Consider the following 17639-nt stretch of genomic DNA (forward strand, 5'->3'; position numbering starts at 1 on the left):
TAGAACTTTAGCGATGAGTTACACCTGCTCAACTAAATATTAACCTATATTGACCTATTTTGTTTATATAGTTGGAAGAGAAATTAGAGGAAACATGGCAAAAGCAAAACGAGCGTATGTATGTAATGATTGTGGTGCGGACTTTCCGCGTTGGCAAGGTCAATGCAATGCATGTGGTTCATGGAATACAATAACTGAAGTTCGATTGGCGGCTTCTCCTCAAGTCGCGAGAAATGAGCGATTGTCGGGCTATGCGGGTGCGGTGACTGAAGCTCAAGTTCAGACATTATCTGAAATAAATCTTCAAGAGGTTCCTCGTTTTTCAAGCAGTTTTAAAGAATTTGATCGAGTGCTAGGAGGAGGGGTTGTTCCTGGTGCTGCTATCCTTATTGGTGGTAACCCTGGCGCAGGTAAATCAACATTATTGTTACAAACAATGTGTCGGCTTGCTGCTGAAATGCCGACGTTATATGTGACGGGGGAAGAATCTCTTCAGCAAGTGGCTATGCGAGCCTCTCGATTGGGACTGCCGAAAGAGCATTTAAAGATGCTTTCGGAAACCAACGTAGACAAAATTTGTCAGATCGCCGAAAAAGAGCAACCCAAAATAATGGTGATCGACTCGATTCAAGTGATGCATGTGGCCGATGTTCAATCGTCACCAGGTAGTGTTGCTCAAGTTAGAGAGTCTGCAACAGCGTTAACTCGTTACGCTAAGCAAAACAATGTGGCCGTTTTTCTTGTTGGACACGTAACTAAAGACGGAACACTGGCTGGGCCAAAAGTGCTAGAGCACATTATTGACTGTTCTGTATTACTTGATGGTAGCGCTGACAGTCGGTTTAGAACGTTACGTAGCCATAAAAACCGTTTTGGTGCGGTGAATGAGCTAGGCGTGTTTGCAATGACAGGTCAAGGCTTAAAAGAGGTAACGAATCCTTCTGCTATATTTCTATCAAGAGGCGAAGAGCAGACTTCAGGTAGCTCAGTGATGGTTGTCTGGGAAGGAACTCGCCCCTTACTTGTTGAAATTCAAGCGTTAGTGGATTATTCACAGCTCTCTAACCCGAGGCGAATTGCTGTGGGGTTAGATCAAAACCGATTGTCACTCCTTTTGGCTGTGTTGCATAAACATGGTGGACTTCAAATGGCTGACCAAGATGTCTTTGTCAACGTGGTCGGGGGTGTTAAAGTAACAGAAACAAGTGCTGATTTAGCGTTAGTCATAGCATTACTGTCTAGCTTTAAAGACAGAGCGCTACCTAAAGATGTGGTTGTTTTTGGTGAAGTCGGTTTAGCGGGGGAGATTCGCCCTGTGCCTAGTGGACAAGAACGTTTAATGGAAGCGGCAAAACACGGTTTCACTAAAGCAATCGTTCCTTTTGCTAATATGCCAAAAGGTGGCGTTGAAGGTATGCAGATCCATGGTGTTAAAAAATTATCGGATGCAATTAACGCTTTCGATGAATTGTAACTTATGTAAATATGCAGCAATGATTCAAGTAAATTAATGACTTTTATATAAATAACAATTCCATAAAAATCAATTGCTTATTTTTTTTAAGTCGATGGCTCTTTTGCTTTATACAGTAAAGTGAAAGTTTTTTAATCTCAAATGCACGCAAAGCTATCAGTCTTCACAGATTGTGATATACTCTGCGCGCATTTTATATCCTATTAACAGAGTAAAACGATGACTGATTTATCAAAATACAGAAACATTGGTATTTTCGCGCACGTTGATGCGGGTAAAACCACTACAACTGAGCGTATCCTTAAACTTACTGGCCAGATCCACAAAACTGGTGAAGTTCATGATGGTGAATCGACTACCGATTTCATGGAACAGGAAGCTGAGCGCGGAATTACTATCCAATCAGCAGCAGTAAGCTGTTTCTGGAATGATCACCGTTTAAACGTTATCGATACTCCTGGACACGTTGACTTCACAGTTGAAGTATACCGTTCACTTAAAGTACTTGATGGCGGCATCGGTGTATTCTGTGGTTCTGGTGGTGTTGAACCTCAATCAGAAACTAACTGGCGTTACGCTAACGAATCAGAAGTATCTCGTCTGATCTTCGTTAACAAACTAGACCGTATGGGTGCAGATTTCTACAGCGTTGTTGACCAAGTTAAAAACGTTCTAGGTGCAAACCCACTAGTTATGGTTCTACCAATTGGCCGCGAAGATGACTTCGTTGGTGTTGTAGACCTTCTAAGCCGTAAAGCATACGTTTGGGATGACACTGGTCTTCCTGAAAACTACGAAATTCTTGACGTTCCAGCTGATATGGTTGATGACGTTGAAGCTTACCGTGAAGAGCTAATCGAAACTGCTGTTGAGCAAGACGATGACCTTATGGAAGCTTACATGGAAGGTGTTGAGCCTTCTATCGAAGACATCAAGCGTTGTATCCGTAAAGGTACTCGTGAGCTTGCATTCTTCCCAACATTCTGTGGTTCTGCATTTAAGAACAAAGGTGTTCAAATCGTTCTTGACGCAGTAGTAGATTACCTACCTGCTCCAACTGAAGTTGATCCACAACCTCTAATGGACGAAGAAGGCGAAGAGACTGGCGAACACGCTATCGTTTCTGCTGATGAAACCTTCAAAGCGCTAGCATTCAAAATCATGGATGACCGTTTTGGTGCACTAACATTCGTACGTATTTACTCTGGTAAATTGAATAAGGGTGACACCATCCTTAACTCTTTCACAGGTAAAACTGAGCGTGTTGGCCGTATGGTTGAGATGCAAGCTGATGACCGTAACGAACTTACTAGCGCACAAGCTGGTGATATCATCGCTATCGTTGGTATGAAAAACGTTCAAACTGGTCACACTCTATGTGATCCTAAGCATCAAGTAACACTTGAGCCAATGGTTTTCCCAACTCCAGTAATCTCTATCGCAGTATCTCCAAAAGATAAAGGCGGTTCTGAGAAAATGGGTATCGCGATCGGTAAAATGGTTGCAGAAGATCCATCTTTCCAAGTTGAAACTGACGAAGAAACTGGCGAAACTATCCTGAAAGGTATGGGTGAGCTTCACCTAGACATTAAAGTTGATATCCTTAAGCGTACTTACGGTGTTGACCTTACAGTTGGTGCTCCTCAAGTTGCTTACCGTGAAACTATCACTCAACCAATTGAAGATAGCTACACGCATAAGAAACAATCTGGTGGTTCTGGTCAATTCGGTAAGATCGATTACCGTATCAAACCAGGTGAGCCAAACTCAGGCTTCACATTCAAGTCTTCTGTAGTGGGCGGTAACGTTCCTAAAGAATTCTGGCCTGCAGTAGAGAAAGGCTTCGCTGGCATGATGGAGAACGGTGTTCTTGCTGGTTTCCCAACGCTAGACGTTGAAGTTGAACTATTCGATGGTGGTTTCCACGCAGTCGATTCATCTGCTATCGCATTTGAAATCGCAGCGAAAGGTGCATTCCGTCAGTCTATGCCTAAAGCTGGTGCTCAACTTCTTGAGCCTATCATGGCAGTTGACGTGTTCACTCCAGACGATCACGTTGGTGATGTTATCGGTGACCTTAACCGTCGTCGTGGCATGATCAAAGACCAAATGGCTGGTCTAACTGGTGTTCGTATTAAAGCTGACGTACCTCTTTCAGAAATGTTTGGTTACATCGGTCACCTACGTACTATGACTTCAGGTCGTGGTCAATTCTCTATGGAATTCGCACACTACTCAGCATGTCCAATGAACGTTGCTGAAGAAGTTATCGCTAAAGTTAAAGCAGAGAAAGAAGCTAAGTAATTAGTCTTTTTCTTTAAAATAACTTAAAAAAGCCCCGCTAGTCTGACTAGCGGGGCTTTTTGTTATTGGCTTATTAGCTTATTGGCATTGAAACGTTAAGTTGAAAGGTGAGCGGGTGATAACTCTATACCAATTCGTTCTAAAGAGATTTACTGTATCGGCATAAATAATCCTGCTTTAACTTCTAACGCTTTAGGTCAATATACAATTTCTCAACTTTAGCGCGTGCCCAATCGGTTTTTCTCAAGAACTTTAAGCTCGATTTAATGCTTGGGTTACTCTTAAAGCAATTCACATTCACGATATGGCTCAACTCTTCCCAACCGTAATGATCAACGAGTTCCGTTAATAGTTTTTCTAAAGTAATGCCATGCAATGGGTTGTTCGCTTGTGTCATGCTGTTATCTCTTGATAAATATTGCGTCTAGTATAACAGCATCTTGACGGCCGCTACTTTATTCTTCCCATACAACAAGCTTATCCTTTGGCCAGTTATGACCAATTTCATGGTATTTCTGCTCCAAAACATGACGCTTAATTTTTAATGTCGGGGTGAGAACGCCATTTTCGATACTCCAAGGTTCCTTGATCATCAATACGCCTTTAATTTTTTCATGCGAAGCGAGCTTGGTATTCATTTTTTCGATAACTCGTCGAGAGGTTTTTTCATAACGAGCTCGATCAAAATTTGGGAAATCATGAGGAACGACAAGTAAAATCGGGCCAGGTAGACCAAGACCAATTAAGCACATCATCTCGACACGGCTGTATTCAAAGAGCTTATTCTCAATAGGAACAGGTGCTACAAACTTCCCTTTCGCTGTTTTGAAGGTGTCTTTTTTACGACCTCTGATCGTTAGATAGCCCTCGTTATCAATGGACCCGATATCACCAGTATGCAACCAACCCTCATTATCAAATGACTCTTTAGTCGCGATGTCATTTTTGTAGTAGCCAGAGAATAGTCCATTGCCTCGAACCATAATTTCATCATCACCAGCAATTTTTAATTCGATTCCAGGGCCAGCGCTTCCAACGGTACCAATCTTTTCTGCTCGGTATGGGAAGTTAAGCGTGCTATAGGCAAACGACTCGGTCATTCCCCAGGCTTCTGAGATATGTAAACCGATGCTTTCATACCACTCTAGTAGCGCTGGAGATACTGGTGCTGAGCCACACCCAAGTACTCGAGCTTGATCAAGCCCTAATCCATCAGCCAGTTTTTTCTTGATGATAGAATTAATGAAAGGGATCTTCATCAGAATATTCAGCTTACGTTGAGGCAGTTTATCTTGGATACGCTGTTGGAACAGAGTCCATAAACGAGGTACTGAGATAAACAGTGTAGGGCGTTGCATTTTTACATCTTCAATAAAGGTATCAAGAGACTCAGGGAATGCGGTTTGAACGCCTCCCATGATTGATGACCCAAAGATATAGACTCGTTCAGTAATATGAGCGAGAGGTAAATATGAGAACAAACGGTCATTAGGCTGAATGCCGATATGGTTAATGAGTTGCTGAACGGACCATGCAAAGGCTCCATAAGTTAGCATTGCCCCTTTAGGGACGCCTGAGGTGCCAGATGTATAAACCAGCGACATGAGTTTGTCATCATGATGTTGCGGGCGAAACTCACTTGGAGCGTGTTGCTTCATTAGCTCACTAAATTGGTATTGACAGTTTGGAGCACTATCATATGGCAGAGCAATACTGATCAAATCAGGCAAGTTCGCAAGGACTTGTTGGGTGGCCTTTGCATCATCGAGTTTTCCTGCAAGCAGAATTTTACTTTCACTATGGGTTAAGCAGTACTCAACAGTATCTGCTCCTGCTGTGGGGAAAATAGGGACGCTGACATAGTCACCTAGCATCATAGCGAGATCACTGATAAACCACTCAGCACAGTTCTTTGATATGAGGGCTATCTTATCGCCGGGTTTAGCACCTAAATCTTGCAAAGCAGAGACTAATTTAAGTGCCTGTTCTGCGACGTCTGAATAGGTATACTCGACGAATTGACGATTGATAATCTGCTTTAGATAGACCTCATCAGGGCGTTCCTGTGCCCATTTCAAGATCATTTCATTCGGTAGCGGGAGAGCGCAAGTTGTTGTGCTTAACTTGTTAGGCTGATTCATTGTCTAACTCCATGTTATTGGCAACGATTATATTGTTATTATGTTAATTTCTTGTTAATTCTAGCATGTAACCATCACAAGGGAAAAGCGGATCTACTGTTTAATGTCGAGAAATCATAGCTATAGCGATGAACGCTGGTAGAAATAAATTCATTAGTGATTCGTCCTAAAAGTACCCGGACTCATACCTGTTTTCTTTTTAAAAATGCGAGAAAAATAGGAGACATCCTTGTAACCACATTGATATGCAATAAAGGATATTTTGATTTTTCGATCTGAAATGAGCATTTTTTTTGCGTTGTTGATTCTTTTATTACAGACATAATCACGAAAGCTAATACCTACAACCTTATGAAATAACTTAGAAAAATAAGTAACAGAATAATGACATTGTTTGGCAATATCATCTTCTTTGATCACTTTATCTAGATTGTCTTCCACGTAACGTAGAATACTAATAATCTCTTTACCAACATTATTTTTTATGATTAAAGGCTCATCTTTTACCTGTTCTAGTACTTCTCGATGTGAATCAAAACTTAAATGTACCTTCAGGGTAAAATCTTGGAGCCATGAATTAAAATTGTCACTATCGACAGATATCTGGCTATAGATAACACTATGGTTAAATAGCTCTTTATTTACTCTTCCTTGATACAACACAATTAGATTTTTACCTAAGTTCTGGGCGATTTTTTGCGCTACCAATAAAAGCGGGTAATTTGACGCTTCATCCAAAAAAAAGAAAGAAAACTGAACATTGGGTTCGCTGAGTATTGATACGTCATCATTATGTTCTTTTAAATTAAAATAAAATTTTAATTCATTAAAAACATCATGTGGTAATTGAGACAAAGGTTTTCCTAACCAATGGCCAGTTCGTTGCACATCCATATGCATAAAGTATCCAATTATTTTCTTAAACCAAAAGTATTAAATTCGTTCTTATAGTTAGAGTAGAAGTTGTGCGGAAAAGTGCAAGAACATAACAAAAAAGTCCTAACCGTTATTGATAATAATATCTAAATTTAAAAAGCAATCGGAATGAAGTTGCATTGGAAGGAGACCAAATAATGAATAAATTTATTACGAACTGCAAAGCATTTATGCAAGATGAAGAAGGGTTAACCGTTGTCGAGTATGTTGTTGGTGCAGGGTTATTAGTTGCTGCATTATCAGTGATTTTTGGACAGTTTGGTACCACGTTGAATACTAAATTGAATGCTGCAATTAGCTAGAATATAACTAATAGATAAGGCTTAAGGGCTTATTATGAAAAGACTATTAACTCATATTAAAATATTTTTTGATGATGAGGAAGGCTTAACTATTGTTGAATACGTGGTAGGAGCTGGTCTTTTGGTGGTAGCTCTTGGTGCCTTTTTTATTAATTATTCTACAATATTAACAGATAAGTTTGAACGTGTAATAAGCTAGTAGGTGAATGTTAATATGTCAACATACATGTCAATTATTATTTGGAGTGTTTATTTTATTATTGCCATTTGGGATTTGAGAGATAATAAGATACCTAATAAATTATTATTATTGTTGTTATGTGTGTCATTTGTTAATAATTTATATTATTCAGTCAGTTATGTTCATTTTTTGGAATATTTCTACGCTGGGATGATATTCTTTTTAGGTGGCCTACTTTTATATTTCATACATGCAATGGCCCCTGGTGATGTAAAGATGCTAGGGGTTGTAGGTTTTTCTGTCGGTTTAGATAACTTATCTAGCGTTGCTTATTGGATAGGCGTTTCCACAGTAATTATAGGTTTACTTTACGGATTATTTAGCATGAGTGATAGATTGAATTCTGTTAGTGATATGTACCATCGATATAAACTAATACTTCTTTCTGCTAATTCTATCTCGGGGGGGGCTGAGCATTACTCTAACAAATTAAGAATGCCATTTGCGCCCGTTGTTGTTATTGGGTTAGCACTACATAGCTATTTCTAATTAGAGAAGGGGTCTCTATGGAAATGAATATTAAATCAGGACATAAGGACGATCTGACACCGCAAGCTGCTGCGCCTAAAGTGCCAACCTCTTTTGATGCTCTCAATATTCCTCAAGTCGTGATCGAGAATCTCCTCATTAAGCAATTAGCTGCTTATCCAAAATCTGATATTTTAGCTCTCACTCGTTTAATGGGTATAAATAGCCACATGATTGAAACCTTGATCGCTGTGTTAAGGAAAAAATCGTTTGTCGAAGTGTTTCAGGCGGCCAGTGAAACTTTTGCCTCTCAAAGTAACTCTGGTCATGTGCGATATGCTTTATCAGAGCAAGGAATGCAAGAAGCGGACACTGCTTTTAAGAAAGATGCCTACTTAGGCCCAACGCCAGTCTCTCTTGGTGATTATGATCGAATGGTGAAGGAACAAGACGTTCGAGCTCATTTAGTCACAAGAGGCGATGTGACTAGTGCATTAAGTGATGTTTATGGTGCTGAACGCATGGTCTCTGTTCTTGGTCCTGCAATAAATTCAGGTCGGGCACTGCTTCTCTACGGGGATGCGGGAACAGGGAAAACGTATGTTGCAACTCGTTTACTTAACTCTCTGAACACCTCTGTTTATATTCCTTATGCCGTATACGCGGCAGGAAATATCATTAAAGTTTTTTCTCCGCAACATCATAAAAGAGTGGATAGCAACCATATCAATGACTCTATCTCTTTTAAATCTCAATATGATAAGCGTTGGGTGTTGAGTGAGCGTCCCAGTATTCAAGTGGGAGGTGAGCTCACTATGGATATGCTGGAAGTTAATCATACCGAACACAACCGAGTTTGGATGGCACCGCTTCAAATGATGGCGAATAACGGCATATTCATTATTGATGATTTAGGTCGTCAACCGATGCCAGTTGATACGCTACTGAATCGCTGGATTGTTCCTATGGAGTATTTCTTCGATTACTTGTCGCTTCCTAATGGGCAACAAATATCCATCCCATTCATTCTCACTTTAGCTTTTTCAACAAATTTAAAGCCAGAGACGATCGCCGACCCTGCATTTTTGCGTCGTCTAGGTTACAAGATTCAGTTTAATCCACTCAAAGAGGATGAATACCAAGCCTTATGGGAGTTAATGGCACAAGGTAAGTTATTAACTCTAGAACATGATTTATTTAAACCATTACTACAACTGCATCGTCAACATAATGTGGGTTATTACCCATGCCTACCTAAGGATATTGTAGGTATCAGCAAGGATATTATTGCATTCGAAGAGACAGACCCTGTGATCACTCCAACGATATTAGAGCGTGCTTGGGAAGTCTACTTTACTGCCGATGGCAAAGGAGGAGGTGCAAGATGAACAGAAATCAGGTCATTTTATTGTTTTTATTGTCGATTATCTTTGGCTTGGCAGCAGTGTTTTTTGCTAAGCAATGGATGGATAGGCAGTCACAGCCACAAACCGAAGTGGAAGTCGTATTACGTGAGCCTGTGATCATCGCAGCACAAGAGATCCCGGCGGGAACGGTGATTGAAGATCAACACCTTACCACTAAGTTGCTAGAGGAAGATTGGCGCAACGAATATCAATATACTGAAGCTACTGAGTTACTAGGACAAGTTGCCGCCACCTCCATCTATTCTGGGGAAATCGTGAATACTCAAAGGATGTCGGTCGGTGCTGAAGGTTCCGCTCTTGCCTCATTAATTCCTGAAACGAAACGAGCGGTGACTATTCGTGTAAATGACGTGATTGGTGTAGCGGGTTTCTTATTACCGGGTAATAAAGTGGATATTCTTAATACGATTTCGTACGGCAAAGGATCAGCGAATACCGTGACGGTTTTGAAAGATATCAAAGTATTAGCGGTCGATCAGACAGCAAGAAGTAAAGAAAACAAGCCGATTATCGTTCGAGCGGTGACATTGGAAGTTTCACCGAAAGAGGCGGAAAAATTATTAACGGCGAAGAGTAAAGGAGAGATCCAACTCACGTTGCGTAACCCACATGAGCCGAAAGAAAAAGTGGTGCGTCGCTATGTATCTCCTAGTGTCACCATCATCAAAGGGACACAGTCTTCCAATGTTCGAGTCAGGGATTGAGGTGATACATGAAGAAAATAATCATAATTGTATTCGTGTGGTTGATAAGCAGTTTTGCCGTTATGGCATCTACACAGACAGGGAAAGTAGTCAAAGTCCCTCATCATAAATCAACACATGTTGAATTATCAGGTAAAGCAAAACGTGTCTCGTTAGGAGATCCTGAAGTACTCGATATCGTCATGCTTAAGTCTGATGAATTGTTTCTAATCGGTAAGAAGTTAGGTTCCACCAATTTAATGGCTTGGGATAGCCGTGGACAACTGATTGAGTCAATAAATATTGAAGTGACTCATGACCTTAATAGCTTAAAAGCAAAGCTTTACGAATTCTTACCAGATGAAACCGTCGAAGTTCATAGTGCTCAAAATAGGTTGATTTTAAGTGGCCAGGTGAGCTCCCAAGAGAAGATGAATGTTGCTTTGCGGGTTGCTGAAACTTATGCATCAGGCCAAGAAGCGGATGCGGCGAAAAGTTCTCTTAGCGTACAGACGCAACAGACAGGAATCATCAACTTGATGTCTATCGGTGGTGCGCAGCAGGTCATGCTAGAAGTGACGGTAGCAGAAGTTCAACGTAGCCTTGTTCGTCGTTTTGATGCCAGTTTTCATTTCTTTGAACAGAACGGGAATTTCTCATGGGGCGGAACGTCTGGTGGTGGGATCCTCGATGATATTGGCGGCTCTGTTGGGCCTATTTTTAACAATCCAACCGTGACTAAAACGGGAATCTTAGGGGCATTTGTTGATGGCGATACGCTGTTCACGTTTGCTCTTGATATGGCTAAGCAGAGTGGTGTGGCAAAAGTGTTAGCGGAACCGAACTTAACGGCATTAAGCGGTTCTAAAGCTGAGTTTTTAGCTGGGGGAGAGTTCCCAATACCAGTGCCTGATGATGATGGGATTACCATTGAATACAAAGAATATGGGGTCGGCCTTAAGTTTATACCTACCGTTCTTAGTGATAAAAAAATCAACTTAAATTTAGCGGTAGATGTCAGTGAGATTGCTAGCGCAAATAGTCTTACCTTGTCACCAAATGGCACCAATGGGACCTATTACATTCCTCCGATTACCCGTCGTAGTGCCTCATCAACTTTAGAGCTAGCCGATGGGCAAACCATTGGTATTGCTGGTCTACTTAGTGAAAATGTTCGTGATGCTTCGAATAAAATGCCAGGCTTTGGGGATATTCCAGTATTGGGCCAATTGTTCAATAGCCAAGAGTACATTTCTGGCGAAACGGAACTGGTTATTCTAGTCACACCTCGATTAGCGGCTCCAATTGATCGAAATAAAATCACCTTACCCACCGACGCATTTGTTAACCCTACCGACCTGAAATACTACTTGCTGGGAATGGGCGCATACATCGATTCATCGGTTAAACCTTCAGTAAATCAAGCGCCTTCAGATCCTGAGTTCTTGGATAATAGTCAAGGTGGCTCAGAAGGTTCATTTGGACACAGTTTATAGGAGAGGATGATGAAAAATATAATGTTAGTGACCACTTCTCTGCTTTGTTTAACCAGCTTGATTGGTTGTGCAAATGACGCACCTTTAGGTAGCCATGTGGCCCAGTTAAAGCAAGAGCAAATTTATAACAAACAAGCGACAGAGGAAAACATGGGGGTTATCCCTACTGGTAGTGGTGAAAGAATGGAAGGCGCATATCACGTCTATACTGGTAAGAAGGGTGACAGTTTAGCGGGTTCTGATAGCCAGTTTATCGAAGGGTTTAGCCAATAGGTTTTCTGGTCTACGATCTCTAAGGATTTATCATGAGAACGATAACGAGCAGTAACAAGAAAGTGCAAAAGCAGAAAGGCTTAGTTTTAGTCATGGTGACGATGGCTATGTTGGTCTTTGTCGCGATTGCTGCACTTTCGATTGATATCAACCATCTCATGGTAAATAAGACACGACTCCAAAATGCAGTGGACTCAGCGGCTCTTTCCGCGGCGGTTTTAATTGATAGTGACAGCAGTATCGCCGATGCAACGGCAGCGGCAAACACCACATTCACCAATATGGCAGGCGCGGTGGGTAACAGTGAGATGGATATGTCGACAGCCAATGTATCGGTGACCTATTCAAATGACCCGCAGACTTTTCCAGATTCTAGCTTTGATAGTTCGTTAGATGTGTATGTGCGAGTAGAAGTAACGAGCTTGGATATGGACGAGTTTTTTATTCAAGCATTCGGGCTTCAAAAAACGGTATCCGCGAGTGCTGTTGCAGGGCCAAGCTCTGCATCGATAAAAGCGTGTAACATCGTTCCTATGTCAGTGTGCTCTGGTGGCGGAACTTCTACCGATGGTTATGAGCGAGGTGAGCTATATATGCTTAAACTTGCGAGTACAAGTCAAGGAACGATGGGACCCGGAAACTATCAACTCCTCGATTTTGGTTCTGGTGCTAGTACCATTCGATCTGCATTGGCTGGTGGGTATGACGGGTGCATTACGATTGGTGAAAATATAGATACAAAACCTGGAGGCAATGTAGGGCCTGTTGGTCAAGGGATCAATTCTCGATTTGGTGTTTATAGTGGCGGTGGATTGTCTTCATCGGATTACCCTACAGATATTTATGTCAAAGAGCCATCAACGTTAGCGACAGCCGACAACAGCGGCAATATTACCTATAACGATACAAGTGGTGCCGGTGGCGACCCTTGGGGCTACAGTGATTACATGGCATCGACCCCTGATTGTTCTGGTGAGAGTAACTGTCGCATTGGATCTGGAGGTGTTGCAGATAGACGAATCTTACCAGTCCCAGTTGTTGATTGTTCTACGGCCTCTGGGGGGACTTCAAACGTTAAAGTGACTGCAATAGGTTGCTTCTTCTTATTACAACAAGCCCCAACCAATAATGGAAGTCATGAGGGGGTTTTTGGTGAGTTTATTGAAGACTGCACGGTAGATCATAGTAATTCAGGTCCCACCCCTGAAGATGAAGGACCTTATAGAATACAGCTCTATAAAGATCCATTAAGTACGGAGTCTTGATATGAAAACGATACTTAGACATAAACAAAATGGATTAGCGGCTGTTGAATTTATTATCGTTTTTCCCGTGCTGTTACTACTATTAGTAGGAGTCATTGAAATCGGTAACATAATGTTGGAGCAAAATAGCTTAAATAAAGGGGTACAAAACGGAGCTCGATATGCGGTAACGGAAGTGTATGGGACCTCCTCTTATGATCAAATTGCCGATGAAGATGAGATCAAAAATATCGTGCTTTACGGACAATCTAGTACTGGCAGCCACCGAATTTTAGACGCTTTAGCGGTGAGTGATATCTCGGTTTCTCATGTCAATGGTTATGTTACGGTTTCGGCAAGTTATGACTATTTACCAAGCTTTTTAGTCTTACCAATATCCAATACCTCTTTAGCTGTCACATTGAACGCATCGTCAGTCATGAGGACAGGGCCATGAACAGTCAGCGAGAAAATCAAAAAGGGCTAGCGATTATTGAGTTTACTGTGGTGTCGAGTGCGTTGTTACTGATGTTATTTGGCATCATTTCGTTCGGTTATTACATGTTTTCTTTACAAATGGTGAACGAAATTACACGAAAAGCAGCGCGTTTAGCCAGTGTATGTTATGTCACGGATTCAGCGGATATTAACACTTTGGTTATTGACAGTAATGCACCTTCAGATTTCACCACAAGCCATTTAGTTATTGAGTACTTAGATGAATCTGGTGGTGTTGTTACTGGTGATTTAGAAGATGAAGATACATTTACATCAATAAGGTTTGTTAGAGCAAAAGTAGATAACTATGACTATCAGTTTATTTCCCTTTTCAACTATTTGGGAAACAACGGGCTGGTATCGGTACCTAGTTTTGAAACCACACTACCAGCAGAAAGTCTTGGGGTAGTTAGGCCAAATAAAAATAACACAAATGGAACCAAGACCGATTGCTAAGGAAGGGGATCGACTATGGGAGAAGCGGTGAAACTAACGATGCAAGATGATAACCAATTAAGGTTAAAAACGAATCTGTGCATATGGGTTTTGTATTCAAATGATCGTTTTAAACTTCACATGGGGCAAGAGCTTGAGAAGTGTCGAAATCTGACGTTCGAAATGATCTCCATGTATAGCTTAGATGTGGGGAGCTTAAAACAACTCACCCCTCCAGATTTAATTTTCGTGGAAACAGGGCCTAATTGGGCGCAGAAGATTGTGGTCTTACAAGAGTATGAGCCTCCAACATCGGAGTATGAAGCTTCTCTTGTGGTATTTGGTGATGAAAGCGATAACGGCGCATTAAAAATCGCCTTACGAATTGGAGCCGCCGATTTTGTTTCTGATCGAGTAGTACTCAGCGAACTCTTTCCATTGCTAAAAAACGTCGCGGAAGAAAAAATCGCGAGTCGTAATATGGGGGAGTTGTTCATTTTTATGAATACCAAAGGGGGCTCAGGGGCTTCAACCCTTGCATTAAATACTGCGATGGAGATAGCTAGTTATCATAAAGATGAGGTGCTACTTCTCGATTTAGATATGCAATTTGGCGTGATATCGGATTACCTAAATGTGGCTCCCTCTTATAGTATTTCAGATGCAATCACCAATGTCGCTGATTTAGATGAAAGCTCATTGAGCAGTATGGTTACAAAACACCCATCGGGGTTACATATGCTGAGTTTTGGTCTTGAAAACAGTAATGAAGATTTCGATCAAGCTAAAAATATTGGAAAGCTATTACCTACACTAAGGGAATTTTATCCTTATCTCATCGTGGACTTATCAAGAGGCATCGATAAGTTATTTTCCTCTGTGATCTCGTCAGCCAGTAAAGTATTCCTCATTACTCAGCAAAATCTAGTAGCTGTAAAAAATACGACTCGAATTAGTCGTGCACTAACGTTTGAATACGGCATAACACGAGAACAAATTGAGTTGATTGTTAATCGATATGAAAAACGCCAATCAATAAAAATCAAAGATATTGAGCAGACGATCAATGGGGTAAAAGTACATATGATTCCCAATGATTTTAAAGTTGCAATTGAAAGTGCAAACCTAGGCAAGCCGTTTATAGAGTCAAGGAAAAGCAGTCCAATTACTAAATCGGTCGTGGAGTTTTCACACTTAATATCACCGCCAGAAGAGTCCAAAAAAGGATGGCTGAAACGATTGTTTTCATAGAATTAGTTTCAGAATAGAATAAGGGATTGCTATGTTCTTTAAACGAAAAAATATAAATCCAGACTTTCAAGAGAAAGCGTTGTCAGTTGATGATTCTACGGTACAAGATGACAGCCCCGTTGATTTTTCTAATGAGCATCCGGAAAATAAAGTCGAAAGAAAACTGCGAGAAGCTGAAGCAAAAAATAAAGCGGTCGATGAGGAAAAAAAGATCCTCGAACATGAGTTGGAGATGAAGCACTACTATCATCAGCGCTTACTCGAGACCCTTGATTTGGGGCTGTTATCTAGCCTAGAAAAGGAGCGAGCACGCAAGGATCTTCATGACGCTATTGTTCAGTTAATGGCTGATGATAAAACCCATCCAATGAGTGCCGAAGGGCGTAAACGAGTTATTCAACAGATTGAAGATGAAGTGTTTGGGTTAGGTCCATTAGAGCCTCTTCTTAATGACCCAACAGTATCAGACATCTTAGTGAATGGACCGAAGAACGTATTTGTAGAGCGCTTTGGTAAATTAGAGAAAACCCCATATACCTTTTTAGATGATCGTCATTTAAGAAACATCATCGATAGAATTGTAAGCCAAGTTGGACGACGAATTGATGAAGCATCACCGATGGTTGATGCGCGTCTACTCGATGGTTCTCGTGTTAACGCCATTATCCCTCCCTTAGCTCTCGATGGCCCTTCTGTTTCTATTCGTCGTTTTGCAGTCGATAAGCTAACGATGGACAATTTATTAAATTTCAATTCGCTCTCTAAACCTATGGCTCGATTTGTCGAAGCGGCGGTAAAAGGGGAGCTTAATATTTTGATTTCTGGTGGTACGGGGTCGGGGAAAACGACCACATTGAATATTTTTTCAGGGTTCATTCCTAGCGATGATCGTATTGTCACAATAGAAGATTCAGCGGAACTACAACTGCAACAACCTCATGTGGTTCGTTTGGAAACGCGCCCAGCAAACCTGGAAGGAAAGGGGGAAATAGGGCAGCGTGAGCTGGTCAAAAACTCACTTCGTATGAGGCCCGATAGAGTCGTTCTTGGTGAGGTTAGGGGGAGTGAAGCCGTTGATATGCTGGCGGCAATGAATACCGGGCATGACGGTTCGTTGGCGACGATACATGCTAACACCCCACGAGATGCACTAAGTCGGGTTGAAAACATGTTCTCAATGGCTGGATGGAATATCTCAGCGAAGAATCTACGTTCCCAAATCGCTTCCGCGATCCACTTGGTTGTGCAGATGGAGCGTCAAGAAGATGGTAAACGGCGCATGGTGAGCATCCAAGAGATTAATGGAATGGAAGGCGAAATTATCACCATGTCTGAGATATTTAAATTTCACAGACAAGGGGTTGATGAAGACGGCAATATTATCGGTTATTACACCGCGACAGGTGTCGTCCCCTCTTGTCATGAACAGCTGACTAAGCGTGGTCTTGAGCTTCCATTTGAGCTGTTTAATGAAACCTATTAATAAGGAGTAGCGTTATGGAAAACGACATTACTTTCTTCCTCGTTCTGCTCTTTTTTGCTGTTGTGTTTATTTCTCAAGCGTTGATCTTGCCTGCGGCTGGGAGTAAAGCAAAGCACCAAGAGCTAGCCAAACGCTTGAAAGAGACACAATCCAATTTGGATGAAGAGAGTCGTTCACTATTGCAAGAGCACTACCTTCGAAGCTTAACTCCACTTGATCGTAAACTCGTGAAGTATTCGATATTTTCATCGTTAAAAAAATCATTAGAGCTTTCAGGTTATGACTGGTCATTGAGTCAAACCTTGGCCGTTACTGGGCTTCTGAGTTTATCATCACTCGTTTTTCTACTACTGATTGGTCAATTCTGGTATGTCGCGGTCTCTGCGGCTTTAGGTGTGTGGTTTATCATGCATTTTATCTTACAGAAAAAGATTTCCGATCGACTGGCTAAGTTTGAAGAACAACTCCCAGATGCGCTCGATATCATCAAGCGAATGTTGCAAGCGGGACAACCAGTGACACAAGCATTTAATGAAGTTGGGAATGAAATGCCAGCCCCAATTGGTGTCGAATTCAAGAATACCTTTAACCTTCTAAATTACGGTTATGACATGCGTCTGGCGATTATGCAGATGGCAGACAGGACCCCCACCGTCTCTATGCTCGCGTTTTCCAGTGCCGTGTTATTGCAGAAAGAGACTGGGGGGAATTTATCAGAAAACCTAGAGAAGGTGTCTCAGGTGTTAAGGGCGCGGTTTAAGCTGACTCGAAAAATTAAGACTATTTCCGCAGAGAGTAGAATGTCCGCTTGGATTTTGGTTCTGTCGCCTTTCATCTTATTTCTTGGAATGTCTTTTATTAACCCAGTTTATTTAGAGCCGTTATATCAAGATCCTCGAGGGATTAAATTAATTAGTATTGGCGTGGTGAGCCTGTTTTTTGGTGCGCTTTGGATCCGTCAAATAATCAACTTTGAGGTGTGA

General features: G+C 41.5%; 18 protein-coding genes. 15 read left to right on the forward strand and 3 right to left on the reverse strand.

Going from position 1 to position 17639, the window contains the following annotated elements; genetic code table 11:
• The first annotated feature begins 94 nt into the window (after positions 1–94).
• Together radA and fusA are read left to right on the forward strand one after the other, a co-directional pair.
• Complete coding sequence (radA, locus tag OCV39_RS02985; RefSeq protein ID WP_113799160.1) at positions 95–1474, forward strand: DNA repair protein RadA; 1380 nt, start codon at positions 95–97, stop codon at positions 1472–1474.
• A gap of 219 nt (positions 1475–1693) precedes the next feature.
• Positions 1694–3778, forward strand: coding sequence for an elongation factor G (gene fusA / locus OCV39_RS02990; protein WP_113799158.1), 2085 nt, complete (start codon positions 1694–1696; stop codon positions 3776–3778).
• A 184-nt stretch (positions 3779–3962) separates the two neighbouring features.
• Here the strand turns inward: fusA and OCV39_RS02995 are convergent, their stop codons facing one another.
• From OCV39_RS02995 to OCV39_RS03005, 3 genes are all read right to left on the reverse strand, one after another.
• The gene (locus OCV39_RS02995) at positions 3963–4175 is read right to left on the reverse strand and encodes a VF530 family protein (RefSeq protein WP_017054075.1); all 213 of its coding nucleotides are present in this window, start codon (positions 4173–4175) and stop codon (positions 3963–3965) included.
• A gap of 58 nt (positions 4176–4233) precedes the next feature.
• On the reverse strand, positions 4234–5919 hold the full coding sequence (locus OCV39_RS03000; RefSeq protein WP_261888896.1) for an AMP-binding protein: 1686 nt from the start codon (positions 5917–5919) through the stop codon (positions 4234–4236).
• Between the two features lie 153 nt (positions 5920–6072).
• Positions 6073–6819: a helix-turn-helix domain-containing protein gene (locus OCV39_RS03005; protein ID WP_261888897.1), complete on the reverse strand. Its 747-nt coding sequence runs from the start codon at positions 6817–6819 to the stop codon at positions 6073–6075.
• A gap of 173 nt (positions 6820–6992) precedes the next feature.
• Here OCV39_RS03005 and OCV39_RS03010 point away from each other — a divergent pair, with 173 nt between their 5' ends.
• The 13 genes from OCV39_RS03010 to OCV39_RS03070 all read left to right on the forward strand — a co-directional run bounded on the left by OCV39_RS03010 (position 6993) and on the right by OCV39_RS03070 (position 17639).
• A complete protein-coding gene (locus OCV39_RS03010; protein WP_261888899.1) occupies positions 6993–7157 on the forward strand; it encodes a Flp family type IVb pilin in 165 nt (54 codons plus the stop codon).
• Between the two features lie 34 nt (positions 7158–7191).
• Positions 7192–7356, forward strand: coding sequence for a Flp family type IVb pilin (locus OCV39_RS03015; protein ID WP_261888900.1), 165 nt, complete (start codon positions 7192–7194; stop codon positions 7354–7356).
• A gap of 15 nt (positions 7357–7371) precedes the next feature.
• Positions 7372–7887 carry a prepilin peptidase gene (locus tag OCV39_RS03020; RefSeq protein WP_261888901.1) on the forward strand — a complete coding sequence of 172 codons (516 nt, stop codon included), beginning with the start codon at positions 7372–7374 and terminating at the stop codon, positions 7885–7887.
• Positions 7888–7904: 17 nt separating this feature from the next.
• Positions 7905–9254 (forward strand): AAA family ATPase, encoded by a 1350-nt coding sequence (locus OCV39_RS03025; RefSeq protein WP_261888902.1) that lies wholly within the window; start codon positions 7905–7907, stop codon positions 9252–9254.
• A complete protein-coding gene (gene cpaB, locus OCV39_RS03030; RefSeq protein WP_261888903.1) occupies positions 9251–9997 on the forward strand; it encodes a Flp pilus assembly protein CpaB in 747 nt (248 codons plus the stop codon). Before OCV39_RS03025 ends, cpaB begins: the two co-directional genes overlap by 4 nt.
• A 62-nt stretch (positions 9998–10059) precedes the next feature.
• Complete coding sequence (locus OCV39_RS03035) at positions 10060–11472, forward strand: type II and III secretion system protein family protein (RefSeq protein ID WP_390903230.1); 1413 nt, start codon at positions 10060–10062, stop codon at positions 11470–11472.
• Positions 11473–11481: 9 nt separating this feature from the next.
• Positions 11482–11745 carry a hypothetical protein gene (locus OCV39_RS03040; protein WP_171755951.1) on the forward strand — a complete coding sequence of 88 codons (264 nt, stop codon included), beginning with the start codon at positions 11482–11484 and terminating at the stop codon, positions 11743–11745.
• A gap of 32 nt (positions 11746–11777) precedes the next feature.
• Positions 11778–13010, forward strand: coding sequence for a TadE/TadG family type IV pilus assembly protein (locus OCV39_RS03045; protein WP_261888906.1), 1233 nt, complete (start codon positions 11778–11780; stop codon positions 13008–13010).
• A gap of 1 nt (position 13011) precedes the next feature.
• Positions 13012–13446, forward strand: coding sequence for a TadE/TadG family type IV pilus assembly protein (locus tag OCV39_RS03050; RefSeq protein WP_113799140.1), 435 nt, complete (start codon positions 13012–13014; stop codon positions 13444–13446).
• Positions 13443–13943 (forward strand): TadE/TadG family type IV pilus assembly protein, encoded by a 501-nt coding sequence (locus OCV39_RS03055; RefSeq protein ID WP_113799138.1) that lies wholly within the window; start codon positions 13443–13445, stop codon positions 13941–13943. The genes OCV39_RS03050 and OCV39_RS03055 overlap by 4 nt, the downstream gene beginning before the upstream one ends.
• Before the next feature lie 15 nt (positions 13944–13958).
• A complete protein-coding gene (locus OCV39_RS03060) occupies positions 13959–15173 on the forward strand; it encodes an AAA family ATPase (RefSeq protein ID WP_113799136.1) in 1215 nt (404 codons plus the stop codon).
• Between the two features lie 31 nt (positions 15174–15204).
• The gene (locus OCV39_RS03065) at positions 15205–16656 is read left to right on the forward strand and encodes a CpaF family protein (protein WP_171755953.1); all 1452 of its coding nucleotides are present in this window, start codon (positions 15205–15207) and stop codon (positions 16654–16656) included.
• 14 nt (positions 16657–16670) lie between these two features.
• Positions 16671–17639, forward strand: coding sequence for a type II secretion system F family protein (locus OCV39_RS03070; protein ID WP_261888908.1), 969 nt, complete (start codon positions 16671–16673; stop codon positions 17637–17639).

Source organism: Vibrio cortegadensis (genome assembly GCF_024347395.1).
Taxonomy (GTDB): Bacteria; Pseudomonadota; Gammaproteobacteria; order Enterobacterales; family Vibrionaceae; genus Vibrio; species Vibrio cortegadensis.